We start from the raw sequence: 16,918 nt of genomic DNA, 5'->3' as shown, positions 1-16,918 counted from the left end.
CTATGAGTAGTCACGCTGAGCGGTACGCCGCCTTCCGTCGGCGCCAGAGCGCGTCCAGCGCCGCCATCGAGGCCTTCCAAGGGCTCTACGGCTTCGAGTTCGACCCCTTCCAGATCAAGGCCTGCAAGGCCCTGGAGGGCGGACACGGGGTGCTGGTCGCCGCTCCCACCGGTTCGGGTAAGACCGTGGTCGGGGAGTTCGCCGTGCACCTGGCCCTGAACGAGGGCACCAAGTGCTTCTACACCACCCCGATCAAGGCCCTGTCCAACCAGAAGTACAACGACCTGGTCGCACGGTACGGCGCCGAACAGGTCGGTCTGCTGACCGGTGACAACAGCGTCAACGGCGAGGCTCCCGTGGTGGTGATGACCACCGAGGTGCTGCGCAACATGCTGTACGAGGGGTCCTCCACCCTGGGCGGGCTCGCGTACGTGGTCATGGACGAGGTGCACTACCTCGCCGACCGCTTCCGCGGCGCGGTCTGGGAGGAGGTGATCATCCACCTGCCCGAGTCGGTGCGGATGGTCGCCCTGTCCGCCACGGTCAGCAACGCCGAGGAGTTCGGCGAATGGCTCCAGCAGGTCCGCGGCGACACGACCGTCATCGTCGACGAGAAACGCCCCGTCCCGCTGTGGCAGCACGTCATGGTGGGCAAGCGCATGCACGACCTGTTCGTCGACCAGGAGGCGGAGTCCACCGAGGAGGGCGACGAGGGGTCCGAGGGCGGACGGAGCAGGCGCAAACGCGAACGCCGCCGTTCCCACCAGCAGCGCCCCCGGGAGATCAGGGTGGGTGGACGCACGCTCCTGATCAACCCGTTCCTGTCCCGCGCCGCCGAGGAGGACGCGCGTACGACCCAGCTCGCCAACCGGCGGCGCCACCCGCAGTCCCGGGCCCGGGGCAACGTGCGCCCGCGCACCCGCTTCGCCCCGCCCAGCCGGCCCATGATCATCGAGGAGCTGGACGCCGAGGGGCTGCTCCCGGCGATCACCTTCATCTTCAGCCGGGCCGGGTGCGACGACGCCGTCCGTCAGTGCGTGGCCTCCGGGCTGGTGCTCACCACCCCGGACGAGGCCGACGTCATCCGCGAGTACGCGGAGAGCCGCTGCGCCGACATCCCGCGCGCCGACCTGAACGTGCTCGGCTTCGACTCCTGGCTGCGCGCCCTGGAGTCGGGGATCGCCTCTCACCACGCGGGCATGCTGCCCACGTTCAAGGAGGTCGTGGAGCACCTGTTCTCCCGAGGGCTGATCCGGGCGGTGTTCGCCACCGAGACCCTCGCGCTGGGCATCAACATGCCGGCGCGCACCGTGGTCATCGAGAAGCTCGACAAGTGGAACGGCGAGACCCACGCGTCCCTCACACCGGGCGAGTACACCCAGCTCACCGGGCGTGCCGGCCGACGCGGCATCGACGTGGAGGGCCACGCGGTCGTCATCTGGCAGGCCGGCACCGACCCGGAGTCCGTGGCCAGTCTGGCCGGAACCCGCACCTACCCGCTCAACTCCAGCTTCCAGCCCTCCTACAACATGGCGGTCAACCTGGTCGGCCAGGTCGGCCGGCGCCGTAGCCGGGCCATGCTGGAGGCCTCCTTCGCCCAGTTCCAGGCCGACCGGGCCGTGGTGGGCCTGGTCAAGAAGCTGCGCAAGCACGAGGAGGCCCTGGAGGGGTACGCCCGGGCCGCCGAGTGCCACCTGGGCGACTTCATGGAGTACGCCGGGCTTCGGCGCGCCCTGAGCGACCGTGAGTCGTCTCTGGCCAAGACCCGCTCGATCCGCCGTCGTGACGAGGCCCTGGAGAGCCTGGAGGCGTTGCGTCCGGGCGACATCATCCGGATCCCCTCGGGGCGCTACTCCGGACACGCGGTCGTGCTGGACCCGGGGCTGCGCCATGACCTGCCCGCGCCCCTGGTCCTGACGGTGGACAAGCAGGTCAAGCGGATCAACTCCGGCGACTTCACCGTCCCGGTGCGGGCGTCGGGGCGGATGCGCATCCCCAAATCGTTCTCGGCCAAGTCGCCGCGCTCGCGGCAGGACCTGGCCTCGACCCTGCGCAACAAGCTCAAGGAACAGGGCACCGAGCCCACCTACGAGCGGGGCCGGGACCGGGGAGACCGAGAGGACTCCGAGGTCAAGCGGTTGCGCGCGGAACTCCGGGCGCACCCCTGCCACGGTTGCGCGGACCGCGAGGAGCACGCCCGCTGGGCCGAGCGCTACCACCGGACGAAGAAGGACACGGACGCGCTGCGTCGCAGGGTGGAGGGGCGGTCGCACGTCATCTCCCGCACCTTCGACCGGGTGTGCGGCGTCCTGGAGGACCTGGAGTACCTCTCCGGGGACTCCGTCTCCGAGGACGGCGGCCGGCTGGCCAAGATCTACTCGGAATTGGACCTGTTGGTCGCCGAGTGCCTGCGCCGCGGGGTGTGGAAGGACCTCACCCCCGTGGACATGGCCGCCGTCGCCGCCTCCCTGGTCTACGAGGCCAGGCGTGGAGACGACCTCTACCCCCGTGTTCCCGAGGGACGCGTGGAGGAGGCGCTCCAGGAGATGCTGCGTCTGTGGGGCGAGCTCAACGAGGTGGAGACCCGTCACCGGGTGTCGTTCCTGCGCCAACCCGACCTGGGCTTCGTGTGGACCGCCCACCGTTGGGCCCGGGGCGACCGCCTCGACGCGATCCTGAGTCGGACCGAGATGACGGCGGGCGACTTCGTGCGCACCGCCAAGATGCTCGTCGACATGCTCGGGCAGATCGCCGTGGCCGCCACCGACCAGCAGGTCAGGTCCAACGCCCGTAAGGCCGCCGACCTGGTACGCCGGGGCGTGGTGGCCTACTCCTCGCTGACCTGATCGTCGAGTGAGGCCCTGACCTCGGTCGCCGCGCGGCGCCCCGAGGACAGGGCGCCGTCGAAGTAACCGTTCCAGCGGGTGGCCGTCTCGGTTCCGGCCCAGTGCACCACCTCCACCGGGGTGCGCAGGGCCGGGCCGAAGGTGACGGTGGTGCCGGGCACCATGTGGCCGGAGAAGCAGCCGCGGGTCCACTGCTCGCCCATCCAGTCGAACTCCACGTAGTCCTCCGGCGAGCGGGCCCGGTCGCCGAACAGATCGGCCATCCGCTCCAGGACGATACGGCGCCGTTCCTCCAAGGGGCGAGCGCGCAGGAGCACCGCCTCCTCCCCGTAGACGAACCCGGTCAGGACCGCACTCGGTCCGCCCGGAGGCGTGTTGTCGACGGTCTCGGTCAGCACTCCCGTCGCCGAGGTGGACACACCGGACAGGCCCTGATCGCGCCAGAACGGCTCCGAGTGGATCGCGTGCACCTTCAGGGCGCTGCCGGCCGGGGTCCGTTGCAGGGCCCCGTCGTTGAGCGGGGGCAGGGCCGGGTCGAAGCGCAGGCGCGCGGCCAGGGTGGGCGGCAGTGCGACGATCACCCGATCGGCCGTGTAGGCGTGGGTGGTCGTGGTGACCCGGGCGTCGGTGGAGCCGTACTCCACCGAGGTCACGGGCTCGTTCAGACGCAGCACCCCGGGTGGCAGGTCGGAGGCCATGTGCTCGGCGACGATCTGAGCGCCGCCGGTGATCCTGGTCTGTTGGGCACCGCCCTCGTAGCCCATTAGCGGTCGGATCCCGCCGGCGGAGGCGATGTAGAAGAGCGTCTCCAGGAGCGAGGTCTCGGACGGGGCTCCCGCGAGCAGTCCGCCGGAGACGATCCGGGCCACGTAGCGGATGGTCGTCTCGGAGTACTCGGTGCCGACCAGCCAGGAGGCGAAGGTCTGCTGGTCCCAGGCGCGGGCCTCGGGCGCGTCCCATGGACGTTCGGGGGTGACCTGGAGGGCCAAGAGGTCGATGTCCTCCAGCAGGGCGTCGACCTCGGCCGGAGGCGAGGTGAGACGCTCCCCGCCCATGTCGACCACCGGGTCGCCGATCCGAGGGGTCGGATAGGTCTCGACCCCGTAGTGCTCCACGAGCTCCAGGATCAGCTCCTGGGTGGGGCCGATCCACTGTCCGCCCAGGTCCAACTGGGTGCCGTCGGAGAGGTAGCGGGTGAAGGCGCGCCCACCGACCCTGCCCCGGGCCTCCAAGAGCTGCACGGACGCCCCCGCCCGGAGCAGGTCGCGGGTCGCGCCGAGTCCGGCGAAACCCGCGCCGATCACGATCACGTCGTGGTGTCGGTGTCGTTCCAGCACTGTCGGGCCCCGTCCCTCGCACGCCCCCGCGGCGTCTCGGGACGATCCTCACACGGGACGGGGGCCGCGCCTCCTCTCACACGCGGAAGGCCCCTCTCACGGGAGGAGCTCGAAACCGTCCCGGGCCAGGGGGAGGCCGTTGACCTGGATCTCGACCGGGTGCTCGCCCGGGTGGTACCGGCGGGTGCTGATCGGGCGGATCGTGTGCGCCTTCTCCAGGTGCCGGGTCTCGCCGGGGGCGAGTTCGAGTTCGGTGAGCTTGAAGACCTTGGGGATCGGCCGACGGTTCTCGCGTACGTGGTGGACGACGTAGTCGACGGTCACCCGGTGTGGACGCGTATCGGTGTTCTCGACGGCGAAGCGCAGGGTGACGGTGTCGCCGAGGCGGATCGCGGCCGGCCGTACCGTCAGGTCATGGACCCCGATGTGTTCGCCTCCGGTGTTGCCGAGCAGGGCGAGGGCCTCCTGGTCCCCTTTCTTGACCAGGGTCCGCAGGGCGTGCTTCACGATCCACCGGGTCTCGGGGACCGGGCTCTCCCGGAGCCAGCGCCGGGCGGTGGCCAGGGCGAGGTCGGGGTGGTCCTTGGAGATGTCGTTCAGGTTGTTGGCGACCGAGGTGCGCACGTAGTTCGAAGGGTCGGCGCGCAGGTGCTCCAGGATCTCCAGGACGGGGGAGGGGGCCTCGACGAAGAAGGGGAGCGTGCCCGCCCAGGGCAGCCGTGGCCGGATTCCCTCGCTCGCCAGCCTTCTCACGTTGTGGCCGGGGTCGACCGCCCAGCGGGCGAAGCGGGCCATCGTGATCTCACGGTGGTGGGTGACGAACGGCCGGACGGCGTACTCGGCGGTGTGGCAGCGGGTCACCTCCTCCAGGAAGTCCAGGGACTCCTCGGGGTGGTCCAGGCCGTACTCCTCCACATAACGGGCGACCGGCATCAGGAACCAGCTCGTCTTGAACATCCCCCGGCCCTCGGAGAGCTCCTCGACCAGGGTGCCGCGCAGGATGTCCAGGGCCTTCGGATAGGAGTCGGGAAGGCGTGAACGCAGTCCTTCGCACAGGACCAGCACACGGTCCTTCAATTCCAGGTCGGGGACCCGACGGTCGACCTCGACCGCGTAACCCGCGGTGTCGAACCCGGGCAGGGCCGTCCGGATCCCCTCGCCCAGGATGAAGGCGGTCTCTCCGGTGAAGTGCTTCTTCAGGCCGTACTCTCCGGACATCGTCCTGCTCTCTTTCGAAGGGGAGGCCCGCACGGGGCCGGGGCGCGCACGGCCCCCCGCCATCGAACAGCAGACCTCGGACATCCGCGCCGCGCCTCGCACCCGCACCGACGGAACGGAACAAGCGTGATGAGAGTGGCGTTGGAGGGCGTAGTGGCGACCCGGTGTGCGAAACGGTTCGTATGGGGCGTCATCATGGGAGAGGCACGGGACCCCACCGGGGCCTGTACTCCGTAAGTCACCCTGAAACGAGGCTTGAGCTGTGCTGCGCACCCTCATGAACGGCAAGATCCACCGCGCCACGGTCACCCAGGCCGACCTGCACTACGTGGGTTCGGTCACCATCGACGCCGACCTGATGGAGGCCGCCGACATCGTCGACGGCGAACAGGTCCACATCGTCGACATCGACAACGGCAACCGTCTGGTCACCTACGCACTGGTGGGAGAGCGGGGCAGCGGTGTCATCGGGATCAACGGGGCCGCCGCCCACCTGGTCCGACCCGGCGACCTGGTCATCATCATCGGCTACGCCCAGGTGGACGAGAAGGAGCGGGCCGACCACGTCCAGCACATCGTCCACGTGGACGGCGACAACCGGATCGTCGCCCTGGGCAACGACCCCGCCGAGCCGGTCCCCGGAAGCGACCAGATCGCCGGTCGCTGACCTCTCCCGCCTCTTTCGAACGCCCGCGTGGACGCGCGGGCGTTCGTGTTCTCCGAGGTGAGGGACGCGCTCGCGACAAGTCCCTCTTACTGGCCGATTCCGGCCGGATCGGCCCATCCTCGTCCGGGTATGCCCAGGGGCGCCATGGAGGAACAGGACGAGGAACGGCGCCGGGTCGCCGAGCACATCGAATGGCAGAAACAGGGGGCGTGGGTCGTCCTCTGGGGGGTCCACAGCCGCCGCTTCTGGGCCTTCGCCTGCTGGCCGGTGATCCCGGAGGCCGGCGTGGTCGTCGACGCGGGCGATTCCGAGGCGCTCTACAGCGTGATGCGCTACGTCGAGCGTGAACACGACTTCCTGCGTTGGCGCTACGGGCGATCCCGAGGCGCCCGTTCGCCCGGCCCACGACGGTACACATCCGGACCTTTACCGGAAACACCCCCGGACCTTCCCCGAACCCCCTCTTGTGGCGGTTAACGTGCGGTTTCGGGGGCTCGTCGGTCCGGGCGGGCCGTCACACCGGACGAAGGGGTGTTCTCAGTGAGCGATCGGGAGCCCGAAGAGGGGCCCGAGGGGCGGCCGGGAGAGGATCCGGTGAACCACCATCCGCCCGAGGAGTGGCGGCCGGGGGACCCGGGAGACCCGTTCGGCGGAGGCCCCCGACCACCGGGGGAACCGCCGCGCTCGGACGGGCCGGGCGACCCGTACCACGACCCTTCCGGATATGGGGGCGCCGCGCCGGGACCGCCCTCCGGGACGGAGGGTTCCGGAGGGCGGCCCACGATGCGACCTCCCCGGGGAGAGGAGACCGGAGAGCTCTCGGAGGGGCCCAACGGGCCGGGCGGGGCCGGCTACGAGAACTCCGGCTATCCGCCGGGCCAGGGGGGTTACCCGGACACCCCCTACGCCTACGGGAATCGCGGCGGATACGAAGGTCGGGGGAGCGGCTTCTCCGGCCCGCCCCCGGTCCCTCCCACTCCTTGGGGCAAGATCCTCGGTATCGGATGCGGGGTTCTGCTCCTGTTGCTCCTGGTCCTGGGTGGATGCGGGGCGGTGATGATCTTCATGTCCGGGACGGGCTCGCCCGAGGGGCCCGGCGGCCCGGTCGGACCGGGAGAGGGGGTGCAGGAGGACCCCCGGGGCGAGGAGACCCCTTCGAACGCCACCCTGGACGCCTCCTCGACCGACTTCCAGCCCAGTTCGCTGTACGTGGAGGGCGAGTTCACCAGCGTCCGGGTGCGGATCACCAACGACGGGGAGCGCTCGCTGGACGTCAACCCGCTCTACTTCACGGTCGTGGACACCTCGGGGGAGGAGCACGCCCCGGGCGACGCCATCGCGATGGACGCGCGGGAGATCAGCGTGCAGACCCTGGAGTCGGGTCAGAACGCCGAAGGGGTGATCACCGTGGAGGGAACGGTCGAACCGGAGAGCGTCGTCTTCGAGCCCTTCCACACCATCCCGGTGGAGGTACCGGTCGAATGAGGCGGGGTCAGGGCGCCAACGCGGGGTCGCGCAGCCATTCGTTCAGGTCCTGCCGGCGTTCGCCGTCGCACTTGAGCGGGCAGGTGGTGCAGTAGCCGTGCTCCGGGTCGCCCTTGTAGTCGAAGCAGCAGGTGCCGCGGACGGCCCAGGTGCCCTGGGGGTGGTCCGGCGCGAAGGGGAACAGACGGGGACGCCTACGGGTGACGGCGCCGGCGGCGATCACCGCGTCGCCCAGGCGGGTGGCCAGCTCCCAGGCCTGTTCGGCGTCCCGGCCCAGGTAACGGGCCGGGTTGAGCATGTAGAAGTGCAGGGTGTCGAGCACCCACCCCCACAGGGTGCGCTTCCCCGCACGCGAGTGCGCGTGCAGTGCCTCCACCAGCGGCTCGACGGTGGCGAACAGGGCCTCGGCGGTCAGCCGGATCTGTTCGGCCTCGTCTCGGGCGACCAGGGTGTCGGGGTGGTCGGCGGCGGGGTCGTCGGGCAGGACCACGGTGCGGGCGTCGACCACGATCGGGGTCTCGAAGCGCGAGTGGGAGAGGTTCCAGGGCAGGCGGAGCGTGTCCGGGGCGAGCAGCGGGGCTCGGCCCGTCAGGTACAGCGAGGACGCCACCAGGAAGATCGGCTCGCGCAGGGTGACCCGGAGCAGGTTGGTGGCGGCGGGCAGGCGGTGACCGGGGCCGTGTTCGGTCCGCAGTTTGTCGAACAGGACCGGCAGATGCCCCTCCTCGACCAGTGAGGCGACGCTGTGGTACTCCGTGCGGATCGTGGGGCGGCGGTGGAGTTCGGCCAGGTCCAGCAGTTCGGGCAGGGGAGCGAACTTCAATCGTGCGCAGACGGAGCGGAGCGCGTCGAGTGGATCTGGTGACACCGCGGAACCTGCCCTTCGTCGCGTGGTGGGACCGTGTCGTCTCCGGCGGATGTGATGGCCGCGGGGCCGCCGGGAGGCGGGTAACCCCACGCCTGCTTAAGTGAGGCTACCCTAACGAAGATTCCCGGGGCAATCGGTGACGGAACGTGTTTGCCGAAAAGTGGCGTCTCGATGTCCAGGTAGGGCGCTTTCGGAGGGTTCGGGGCCGAGGCGTCCGTCGGTCCTCCCATATATCTGTGTGCGTGGTACACGGTTCTAGGATGGGTGTCGACGGACGAAGACGGGGAACGGGCCCGTCCGGCCCGACCGGCGGTCTCGAAGCGGTACCGACGACTGGTGGGACATGACGAGCGAGCGACAGCCGACGCCCGGGTTCGCCCGGGAGATCGAACTGCTCTGGGGGCTGAAGGAGGCCCCCAGGCGCGGCCCCAGACCGAAGCTCAGCCGGGAGGCGATCGTGGACACCGCGATCGCGCTGGCCGACGCCGAGGGGTTGGAGGGCGTCTCCATGCAGCGTGTGGCCAAGGAGCTCGGTTACACCACCATGTCCCTGTACCGGCACGTGGACAGCAAGGAGGACCTGCTCGCCCTGATGTCCGACGCGGCCGTCAAGGGCATGCCGGTGCCCGAACCCCGTACCGACGGAGATTGGCGGGCCGGGGTGGAGGAGTGGTGCCGCAGCGCGATCACCATCTACCGGGCCCATCCGTGGGCGGTCCACATCCCCTTGTCCGGCCCGCCCGGAGGACCCTACGGACTCAGGTGGATGGAGGCCGGCCTCCGTGAGCTCGTCGCCTCGGGGCTGCGCGCGGACGAGGCGATCCAGACCCTCATGCTGTTGGCCTGCACCCTGCGGGACGCTCTCCGGATAGAGAACGACATGCGGCGTACGGCCGCCGAACGCGGCATGTCCCTGGAGGAGTCGACGAGGATGTGGGCGCAGAGCGTGCGGCGGGTCATCGACCCGCGGGAGTTCCCCACGATCTCCCGGGTCTTCGAGGAGGGCGTCTTCGAAGAGGAGCCCACCGAGACCGCGGACCCGGGACCGGCGGAGGACATCGACTTCCCCGTCCAACGCATCCTCGACGGGATCGAGGCCTACGTACGCGACAGGAAGGCCGGTGGCGACGCGCCCTGACCCGCCGACACGACGAGGCCGCGCCCGGTCCACCGGACACGGCCCCGCGCACGCTTCGGATCAGTGGATCAGGACGAGGTGATGGCGGCTCAACACGGCGACCACCTTGGCGCACACCTCGACCTCCACGCCCGCGTGTCCGGCCAGCTCCGCCACGGTCGCCTCCCTGTGCTCGGCGATCGCCTCCAACACCGGAGCGGTCACCTCGGGCAGCCGGTACCGCTTCCCCGCCACGGTCAGCGCCACCTTGCCGCCCTCCCGGATCATCGGCGGCGGCAGGATCGGCACGAACTCCACCCGTGACCCGGCCGAGGGAACGGCGTCCTCGACCGGCCAGGGAAGGGAGAACGAGGTCCGACGGGGGAAACGTCCGTCACGTTCGGCCAGGAAGTCGTCCAGGTCGGCCCGTTCGGCCGCCTCCACCAGGCGCGACACCAGTTCGTGCCGGTGCTTGCGGCGAGTGTCCGGGTCGGCGAACCGCGGCAGGTCGCGGCGGAACGCCTCCTCCTCGTACAGGCCCCGCACCAGCGACTCGGCCCAGTCGATCCCGGTCGCGCGCGTGAACCCGAAGGTCAGATGCATGCTCATCTCGCCGGTACCGGTCACCGTGTGCCACCAGCCGCGGGGAACGTGGAGCACCTGCCCCGGACGCAACACGCCCTCCCAGACCAGGTGGAGTCCTCCGTCGGCGTCCCTCGGCGGGGTGTGCGCGTGGTCGGTGTCGTTCTTCATCGGGAACGGACGGGTGCCCGGTCCGTGCACCTGCCAGTGCTTGGAACCCTCCACCTGGACGATCATCGTGTCGTGGTCGTCCCAGTGGGTGTCGAACCCGCGGGACTCGCCCCAGATCAGGTACAGGTTGGCCTGCGCGCGTTCGCGTACCAGCCGCATCAGGTCGTCGGCGGCCTCCCCCACCGGGGCGTGCATCCTGTCCACACTGTCCAGGACCAGGCTGGCCCCGGCCCTCAGCTCTCGGTACAACGACTCGGGTCGGACGATCCGACGTGTGTCCCGAGAGGCGGTCCCCACGTCGGTGTAGCGGTCCAACGGCACCGGTGAACCGTCCCGGTGCAGACGAAGACGCGGCGGTTCGGGCGCGCAAATGGCCAGCAGGCGGTTCAGGTCCTCCAGGGAGAACAGGGAACGTACGGCGTCCGCCCCCAGGTCGGCGAAGACGAACTCCTCCGACAACCGGGTGGTGAGGGCGTCGCGTCCCACGACGTCGCACAGGGCGCGGGTGAACAGACGACCGGGCTCGGTCACGGCGATCCTTTCGGAAGGGAAGGGGTGTGAGGGCGCGCGGACGCCGAAGGGAGAGGGGACCCGTCCGGCCCGGGGCGAGGCCGCCGGACCGGACGGGTCGGATCAGATGAAGTCGGAGCTGGAGTCGGTGCCGTCGTTGTCGCCGCCCGCCGTGATGTCGCGGGAGGTCACCTCCGCCAGGTCCTCGACCTCGACCTCGATGGGGTCCATATCGCACCTGCTTTCTGTACGGGTGATCGATCCTCATGAACCGGGGTGTCCCGGGCGCGTTCAACGCCCGACCAGCCCCGTCCTGTGGGCCGCGAACGCGTGGGCGTCGGCGGCCAGTCCGACGGCCCTGCCGACCGAGCGCGGGCCGTGCCCGACGTCGTGCTCGTAACGCAGCAGGGCGGGTGGACGTCCCCCTTCGCGCGGGGCCGCCGCGAGCAGGGCGGCGCACATCTTGCGCGGGTGGGCGGCGTCGGTCCTGGTGTCCCCGGCGAATCCGGTGAGCAGGATCTCCGGGTGGGGGCGTCCGGGTGCGCGCAGGGCGCTCTCCAGAGCCCGGTGGTAGGGGGAGTAGGACATCAACGCGGCGAAGTCGTCGGGATCGGAGACGCTGCCGAACTCGCGTGTCCACAACCGGCCCAGGCCCATCCGCTCGAACCGGACCATGTCGGCGAGCGGCGCGGAGGCGATCACCGCGGCGCACAGGTCGGGCCGGGCGGTGGCGGCGGCCAGGACGAGCAGCCCTCCGGCCGAACCGCCCGAGAGGCACAACTGGTCGCGCGCGCACCAGCCGCCCTCGACCAGGGAGTCGGCGGCGGCCACCAGGTCCCGGACCGCCTTGGGCTTATTGCGCCCCGAGCCCTCCAGGTGCCAGTGGCGGCCCCCGTCGCCCCCACCGCGCACGTGGGCCACCGCGTAGCGTCCGCCGTGGAGCAGCCAGGCCAGTACGGTGGCGCTGAAGCCGAACTGTCTGGGACGTCCGAAGCCGCCGTAGGCGTGCAGGAGGGTGGGGCCGGGGCCCGAACGTTCCGAGAGTCCGAAGACGGTGACCGGGACACGGGTGCCGTCCGGGGATCGGCTCCACAGCACGCTCCGTTCCACTCGGGGCCGGGCCGGGGCCGCGGGCCCGCCGGGGGGCCAGGGGAGGGGCGTCCGTTCACCCGGGGGCAGGCTCAGCACCCGTTGCTGGGAGGCGACGTCGGCGTAGCCCAGGTGTACCGTGCCGTCCGGCGCTTCGACCGGGGTCGAGACCATACCCTCGCCGGGAAGCTCCACCCGGTACAGGCGCCTTCCGGTGGAGGCGTCGTGCACGGCCGCCTCACTGATCCCCAGGCGGGTGCGGGCCACGAACAGGGCGGTCCCGCCGTCGGGTGCCGGTTGTGGACAGAACGCGTCCAGGGTCGCGCCGGCGTCCTCGGGCACGATCTCGCGCCAGTGTTCGGGACCCGGGGCGTCGGGGCGGGCCGCGCAGATCCGACGTCGGGCGGCGCCCAGGGTGGTGCGCAGGTACAGCAGCCCGTCCGGTCCCCGCCGGACCTCGGTCTCGGCCTCGTGGCCCACCTGGAAGGGGCGTGTACGCGGGCTCTCCGGTGGATCCTCGGACAGGTCGGCCGTCCACAGGTCGGTGCGGTGGCCGGTGCCGTGGCTCTCGGAGATCAGGAGCGTCCGTCCGCCGAGCACCCGCACACCGGGCACGGTCCCCGCCCCGGAACAGGCGTGCACGAGGGTCTCGGAGCCGTCGCCCACCCGGCGTCCCCATACTCCGCGTACCCCTCGGGCGCCGTCCCTGCGCACGTAGTAGAAGAAGGGCTCGTCGCCGGGGACCCATGCCACGTGCGAGTAGCGGACGCCGGGCACCTCGGGGCCCACCGGAGAACCGTCGGAGACCCGGACGACCCGCAGGCCACCGCGTTCCACGCCGTTCGAGGAGGTCTGGAGGGCGACCAGGGTCCCCGTGGGGTCCGGCTCCCACGCGTCCAGGGTGGTACGTCCGGTGGGGTCTTCGACGCAGGGGTCGTAGACGGTGCGGGCGTCCTCGGGGCGGAGGGGACCGTCCCCCTCCGTCGTGTCGAACACCACCAGACGCGGGTGCTCGGCGCCGGCGGAGCGCAGGGTGGCGAACACGGCCCCGGGCCGGTGGACCGGTGGGGTCCACAGGTCGGTGGCCACGAGCTCGCGGATGAGGGAGGCCAACCGGTCGCGCAACGGCCAGCCGGAGGCCTCGAACTCGTATTCGAGGGAGCGCTCTCGAAGCCAACGGAGGGTCTCGGGGGAGTCCGCCGTCTCCAACCAGCGGTAGGGGTCGGGGACGGGCCTGCCGTGCAGGGTGTCGACGTCCGGTGAGGGTGATGAGGCTCCGGGGGCTCGGTTGCGCACCATCACATGGTTCAAGCGCCGTGACACGGCGGTCAAGGAAGAGATCTCTCCCGCCGGTGGGCCCTGAATGTCACCTTCGGGGAAGGTTTGTCGAGGTTGCCTGCCGGGATGACCGCCCATCGACCGATCATGGGACCCGCGAACGACGGCGGGCGACGCCGTGGCCGGCGTCGCCCGTGTCGCTACAGGAGGGGAGGATCAGACGTTGTCGGGGTGGCCGATGGCCAGACCGCTCGTCTGGTCGAAGAAGTGGAGCTGGCTGACGTCCACCGCGAGGCTGATGGTGCTGCCCGGCTTGACGGAGCTGCGCGGGCTCACCCGAGCGGTGAACTGGGTGCGGTCGTCCCCGAGGGGCAGACCGGCCTCGGCGCTCTCCTCGTCGTCGCCCGCGGCGTCCTTGGCCAGGGCCGCGGCGTCCTCGTGGCGGACCGGGGGAGCGTTCACGCTGAAGATCACGTTGATCTCGGTGCCCAACTCCTCGGTGACCTCGGCGGTCACCTCGACGCGCGGGTCGCCGTTGCCGTCGAGCTCGGCGTCGCTGAAGTCCGAGGGGCGGATGCCCAGGATCAGCGAGCGGCCGACGTAGTCGCTCAGGTTCGGCCGCGAGTCGATGACGGAGGCCGGGACCGGGAGCCGGTGCTCGGCGAACTTCAGGACGACCTCGTCGTTCTCACGGACCAGCTCGGCGTCGATGAAGTTCATCGCGGGGGAGCCGATGAAGCCGGCCACGAACAGGTTGACCGGGGCGTCGAAGAGACGCTTGGGGGTGTCCACCTGCTGGAGACGACCGTCGCGCAGCACCGCGACCCGGTCGCCGAGGGTCATCGCCTCGACCTGGTCGTGGGTGACGTAGACGGTGGTGACGCCCAGACGCTCGTGGAGCTGGTTCAGGGAGGCGCGCATCTGGACGCGCAGCTTGGCGTCCAGGTTGGACAGCGGCTCGTCCATGAGGAAGGCGCGCGGCTCGCGCACGATGGCCCGACCCATGGCCACACGCTGACGCTGACCACCGGAGAGGGCGCCCGGCTTGCGCTTGAGGTAGGGCTCCAGGCCGAGCATCCCGGCGGCCTCGTTGACGCGACGGGCGATCTCGGACTTGGCGACCTTGCGCAGCTTCAGACCGAAGGCGAGGTTCTGCTCGACGGTCATGTGGGGGTAGAGCGCGTAGTTCTGGAAGACCATCGCGATGTCGCGGTCCTTGGGCGGACGGTCGTTGACGATCTCGTCGCCGATGACCAGGGTGCCGTCGGAGATCTCCTCCAGGCCCGCGATCATGCGCAGCGCGGTGGACTTACCGCAGCCGGACGGGCCGACGAGCACCATGAACTCGCCGTCCTCGATCTTCAGGTTCAGGTTGTCGACGGCCTTGACGTCGCCGCCGTAGATCTTGTCGACGCCCTCGAGGACGATCTCCGCCATGGTGTTCAACTCCCGATCGGTGTGGCCTGCACGGGGTGGAGGAGGGAAGGGGACTTCGGTCTCCACCTCGACCCGATGTTCGAACTTGATCGAAACGGGTCGATTCGTTGATCACATCAGACAGGATTCTGATCGAATTGTCCATAGCGGGGTCGGTTTCGATCTGGTTGCGACCAGGAGACGATCACCGGTGGTCAACTGGCGTGCCGGCCCCAGGTGCGTTAGCCTGGCCGACGGTTCATCGCTTGCTCACCGGCCGCCTCCGCGACCGACGGCCACGACACGGCCGCCGGGTTGAGGCAACAGGTCGGAGAGTCTGGGTAACCTAACGACCAGTCCAGCACTGGACGGACCGGTTGTGCGGCCCCCGCTCGTCCGATCGGACGCTGCATCACGCGCCAGGTGCAGTTGGGATCGGGTGAGGGGCGGAGTACCGCGACCGGGCGGGGGGTTGGACCCGGAAAAGGCCCGAACATCCAGTAGACAACGGTATTCCGAGCTCGCCGCCGACGGGACGGAGCCGGTCCGAAGGGTGGCTCGGGCCTTTTCCGCGTCCCCCCAATATGCTGACCGTCAGCACCCTTCCATCGCCGGCGGAAAGCGAGCACCCCACGTGGTTGCCGAGCACACGGGGTCGGGCACCGCCCCGAGCCCCGAAAGATCCTCGCGGGGCACCACCGTGCCCGAATCGAGGGCGGGCGCGACCACATGGTCCCCCCTGTCCCCGGGGTACCGCTGGGGTCGCCTCGACCCCCTCTGGCGCGCGCTGGTCGCCACCACCTCGGGACTGGCCCAACTCCTGGCCCTGCCGCCCTACGGGCTGTGGTGGCTGGGGCCGCTCAGCGCGGCCCTGCTCCTGCTCGCGGTCGGAGGGACACGACCCCGCCGCGCCCTCTGGCTGGGAGCCCTGTCCGGGGCAGCCCTCATGGTCCCGCTCATCCATTGGCAGAGCGTCTTCGGCGTCGACGTGTGGCTCGCCATCGCGGGTGCCGAGACCGTCTACTTCCTTCCCCTCGCCGCGGGCCTGGCCGTCGTCGCCCGCCTGCCCTACTGGCCGCTGTGGACCGCGGCCCTGTGGGTGGCCCAGGAGGCCGTACGCGCGCGCTGGCCGCTCGGAGGCTTCCCCTGGGGCAAGCTCGCCTTCGCTCAGCCGGACACGCCCTTCTCCGGCTACGCCGCCCTCGGCTCCTCTCCACTGGTGACCTTCGCCGTCGCCCTCACCGGAGCCATGCTCCTGTGGACCCTCATCCGGGCCGTGGCGACCCGGGGGCGCCCCCGGCTCCTGCTGCCCGCCATGGGCCTGGCGACCACCGCGGCGATCGTCCTGGGCGGTCTGGTCGCCCCCGCGATCGGTCGACCCGCCCCGGACGGGACCGTCACCCTCGGCATGGTCCAGGGCAACGTGCCCAACACCGGCGAGATGTCCGTCCTCGGCGAGCGCATGCAGGTCCTGCGCAACCACGCCGACGGCGTCCACGAACTCGCCGAGGCCGTCCGTGAGGGCGAGTACCCCGAGCCGGACATGGTCCTGTTGCCGGAGAACGCCAGTGACATCGACCCCTTCCACGACGAGGAGGCCGCCGCGATCATCGAGGCGGCCGCGGACGACGCGGGTGTGCCCCTGCTCTGGGGGATGAGCCGCTTCAACGACGACGGCACCCGTTACGTCCAGAGTGTGGTCTGGGACCCCGAGACCGGCCCCGGTGACACCTACGACAAGCGTTACCTCGTCCCCTTCGGCGAGTACATCCCCTACCGCGACTTCTTCACCCGGTTCGTCTCCCGGCTGGAGCAGGTGAGCTCCGACGCGATCCCCGGCACCGAACCCGGCGCGTTGGAGATCGCCGACACCACGCTGGCCGTGGGCATCTGCTTCGACGTCGCCTTCGACCCGCCGATCCGCGAGTCCGTGGCCGCCGGCGGACAGATCATCGTCGTGCCCACCAACAACGCCAACTACAACTTCACCGGCCAGTCCGACCAGCAGTTGGCCATCACCCGACTGCGTGCCGTCGAACACGGGCGGCCCGCCATCGTCGTCTCCACCAGTGGCATCAGCGCCGTGGTCGAACCGAACGGGGTGGTGACCTACCGATCGCCCGAGGCCGAGCCCGATATCCACGTCGCCGAGCTGACCGCGATGGAGGGGCCCACCGTCGCGACGCGGCTCGGGGCGGTCCCGGAGGCCCTGCTCGCGGTGGTCGGTCTGGCCGCCGCCGTCGCCTCCACCGTGATCACCCGACGTTCACGCGCGCGAATCGAACGGTGAGAGGGTTCCGAACCCGGGAACCATTGACCATGAGGGCGCGTTCT

General features: G+C 70.5%; 12 protein-coding genes. 6 read left to right on the top strand and 6 right to left on the bottom strand.

The annotated features are described in order from the left end of the window. Positions 1–2 precede the first annotated feature (2 nt). Complete coding sequence (locus D451_RS0106885) at positions 3–2,846, top strand: DEAD/DEAH box helicase (RefSeq protein ID WP_017533882.1); 2,844 nt, start codon at positions 3–5, stop codon at positions 2,844–2,846. Here the strand turns inward: D451_RS0106885 and D451_RS0106880 are convergent. Both D451_RS0106880 and D451_RS0106875 read right to left on the bottom strand, forming a co-directional pair. Then, on the bottom strand, positions 2,828–4,183 hold the full coding sequence (locus D451_RS0106880; RefSeq protein ID WP_017533881.1) for a flavin monoamine oxidase family protein: 1,356 nt from the start codon (positions 4,181–4,183) through the stop codon (positions 2,828–2,830). The genes D451_RS0106885 and D451_RS0106880 overlap by 19 nt on opposite strands. Positions 4,184–4,279: 96 nt before the next feature. Then, entirely contained in the window at positions 4,280–5,401 is a 1,122-nt protein-coding gene (locus D451_RS0106875; protein WP_017533880.1) for a DNA alkylation repair protein, read from the bottom strand. A 262-nt stretch (positions 5,402–5,663) separates the two neighbouring features. Here D451_RS0106875 and panD point away from each other — a divergent pair, with 262 nt between their 5' ends. The 3 genes from panD to D451_RS0106860 all read left to right on the top strand — a co-directional run bounded on the left by panD (position 5,664) and on the right by D451_RS0106860 (position 7,553). Further along, positions 5,664–6,068 carry an aspartate 1-decarboxylase gene (panD, locus tag D451_RS0106870; RefSeq protein ID WP_014912032.1) on the top strand — a complete coding sequence of 135 codons (405 nt, stop codon included), beginning with the start codon at positions 5,664–5,666 and terminating at the stop codon, positions 6,066–6,068. Positions 6,069–6,197: 129 nt separating this feature from the next. Further along, the gene (locus D451_RS26305; RefSeq protein ID WP_241463294.1) at positions 6,198–6,545 is read left to right on the top strand and encodes a hypothetical protein; all 348 of its coding nucleotides are present in this window, start codon (positions 6,198–6,200) and stop codon (positions 6,543–6,545) included. A gap of 306 nt (positions 6,546–6,851) precedes the next feature. Next, entirely contained in the window at positions 6,852–7,553 is a 702-nt protein-coding gene (locus D451_RS0106860; protein WP_014908657.1) for a DUF4352 domain-containing protein, read from the top strand. Positions 7,554–7,560: 7 nt separating this feature from the next. Here the strand turns inward: D451_RS0106860 and D451_RS0106855 are convergent, their stop codons facing one another. Next, a complete protein-coding gene (locus D451_RS0106855) occupies positions 7,561–8,421 on the bottom strand; it encodes a (2Fe-2S)-binding protein (RefSeq protein ID WP_014912510.1) in 861 nt (286 codons plus the stop codon). A 343-nt stretch (positions 8,422–8,764) separates the two neighbouring features. Here D451_RS0106855 and D451_RS0106850 point away from each other — a divergent pair, with 343 nt between their 5' ends. Further along, positions 8,765–9,559, top strand: a complete 795-nt coding sequence (locus D451_RS0106850; RefSeq protein WP_014908181.1) for a TetR/AcrR family transcriptional regulator — start codon at positions 8,765–8,767, stop codon at positions 9,557–9,559. 60 nt (positions 9,560–9,619) lie between these two features. Here D451_RS0106850 and D451_RS0106845 read toward each other — a convergent pair whose 3' ends face one another. From D451_RS0106845 to D451_RS0106830, 3 genes are all read right to left on the bottom strand, one after another. Then, positions 9,620–10,822: a JmjC domain-containing protein gene (locus D451_RS0106845; protein WP_017533878.1), complete on the bottom strand. Its 1,203-nt coding sequence runs from the start codon at positions 10,820–10,822 to the stop codon at positions 9,620–9,622. Positions 10,823–11,092: 270 nt separating this feature from the next. Then, positions 11,093–13,189 (bottom strand): prolyl oligopeptidase family serine peptidase, encoded by a 2,097-nt coding sequence (locus tag D451_RS0106835; protein WP_026124879.1) that lies wholly within the window; start codon positions 13,187–13,189, stop codon positions 11,093–11,095. A gap of 195 nt (positions 13,190–13,384) precedes the next feature. Further along, on the bottom strand, positions 13,385–14,605 hold the full coding sequence (locus tag D451_RS0106830) for an ABC transporter ATP-binding protein (RefSeq protein ID WP_014913088.1): 1,221 nt from the start codon (positions 14,603–14,605) through the stop codon (positions 13,385–13,387). Positions 14,606–15,218: 613 nt separating this feature from the next. Here D451_RS0106830 and lnt point away from each other — a divergent pair. Further along, positions 15,219–16,874 carry an apolipoprotein N-acyltransferase gene (gene lnt / locus D451_RS0106825; protein ID WP_017533875.1) on the top strand — a complete coding sequence of 552 codons (1,656 nt, stop codon included), beginning with the start codon at positions 15,219–15,221 and terminating at the stop codon, positions 16,872–16,874. Positions 16,875–16,918: the final 44 nt, after the last annotated feature.

Origin of the sequence: Nocardiopsis alba DSM 43377, from assembly GCF_000341225.1 — a bacterium.
In the GTDB taxonomy this organism is placed as follows: Bacteria; Actinomycetota; Actinomycetes; order Streptosporangiales; family Streptosporangiaceae; genus Nocardiopsis; species Nocardiopsis alba.
This window is presented reverse-complemented; position numbering and strand designations above follow the sequence as displayed.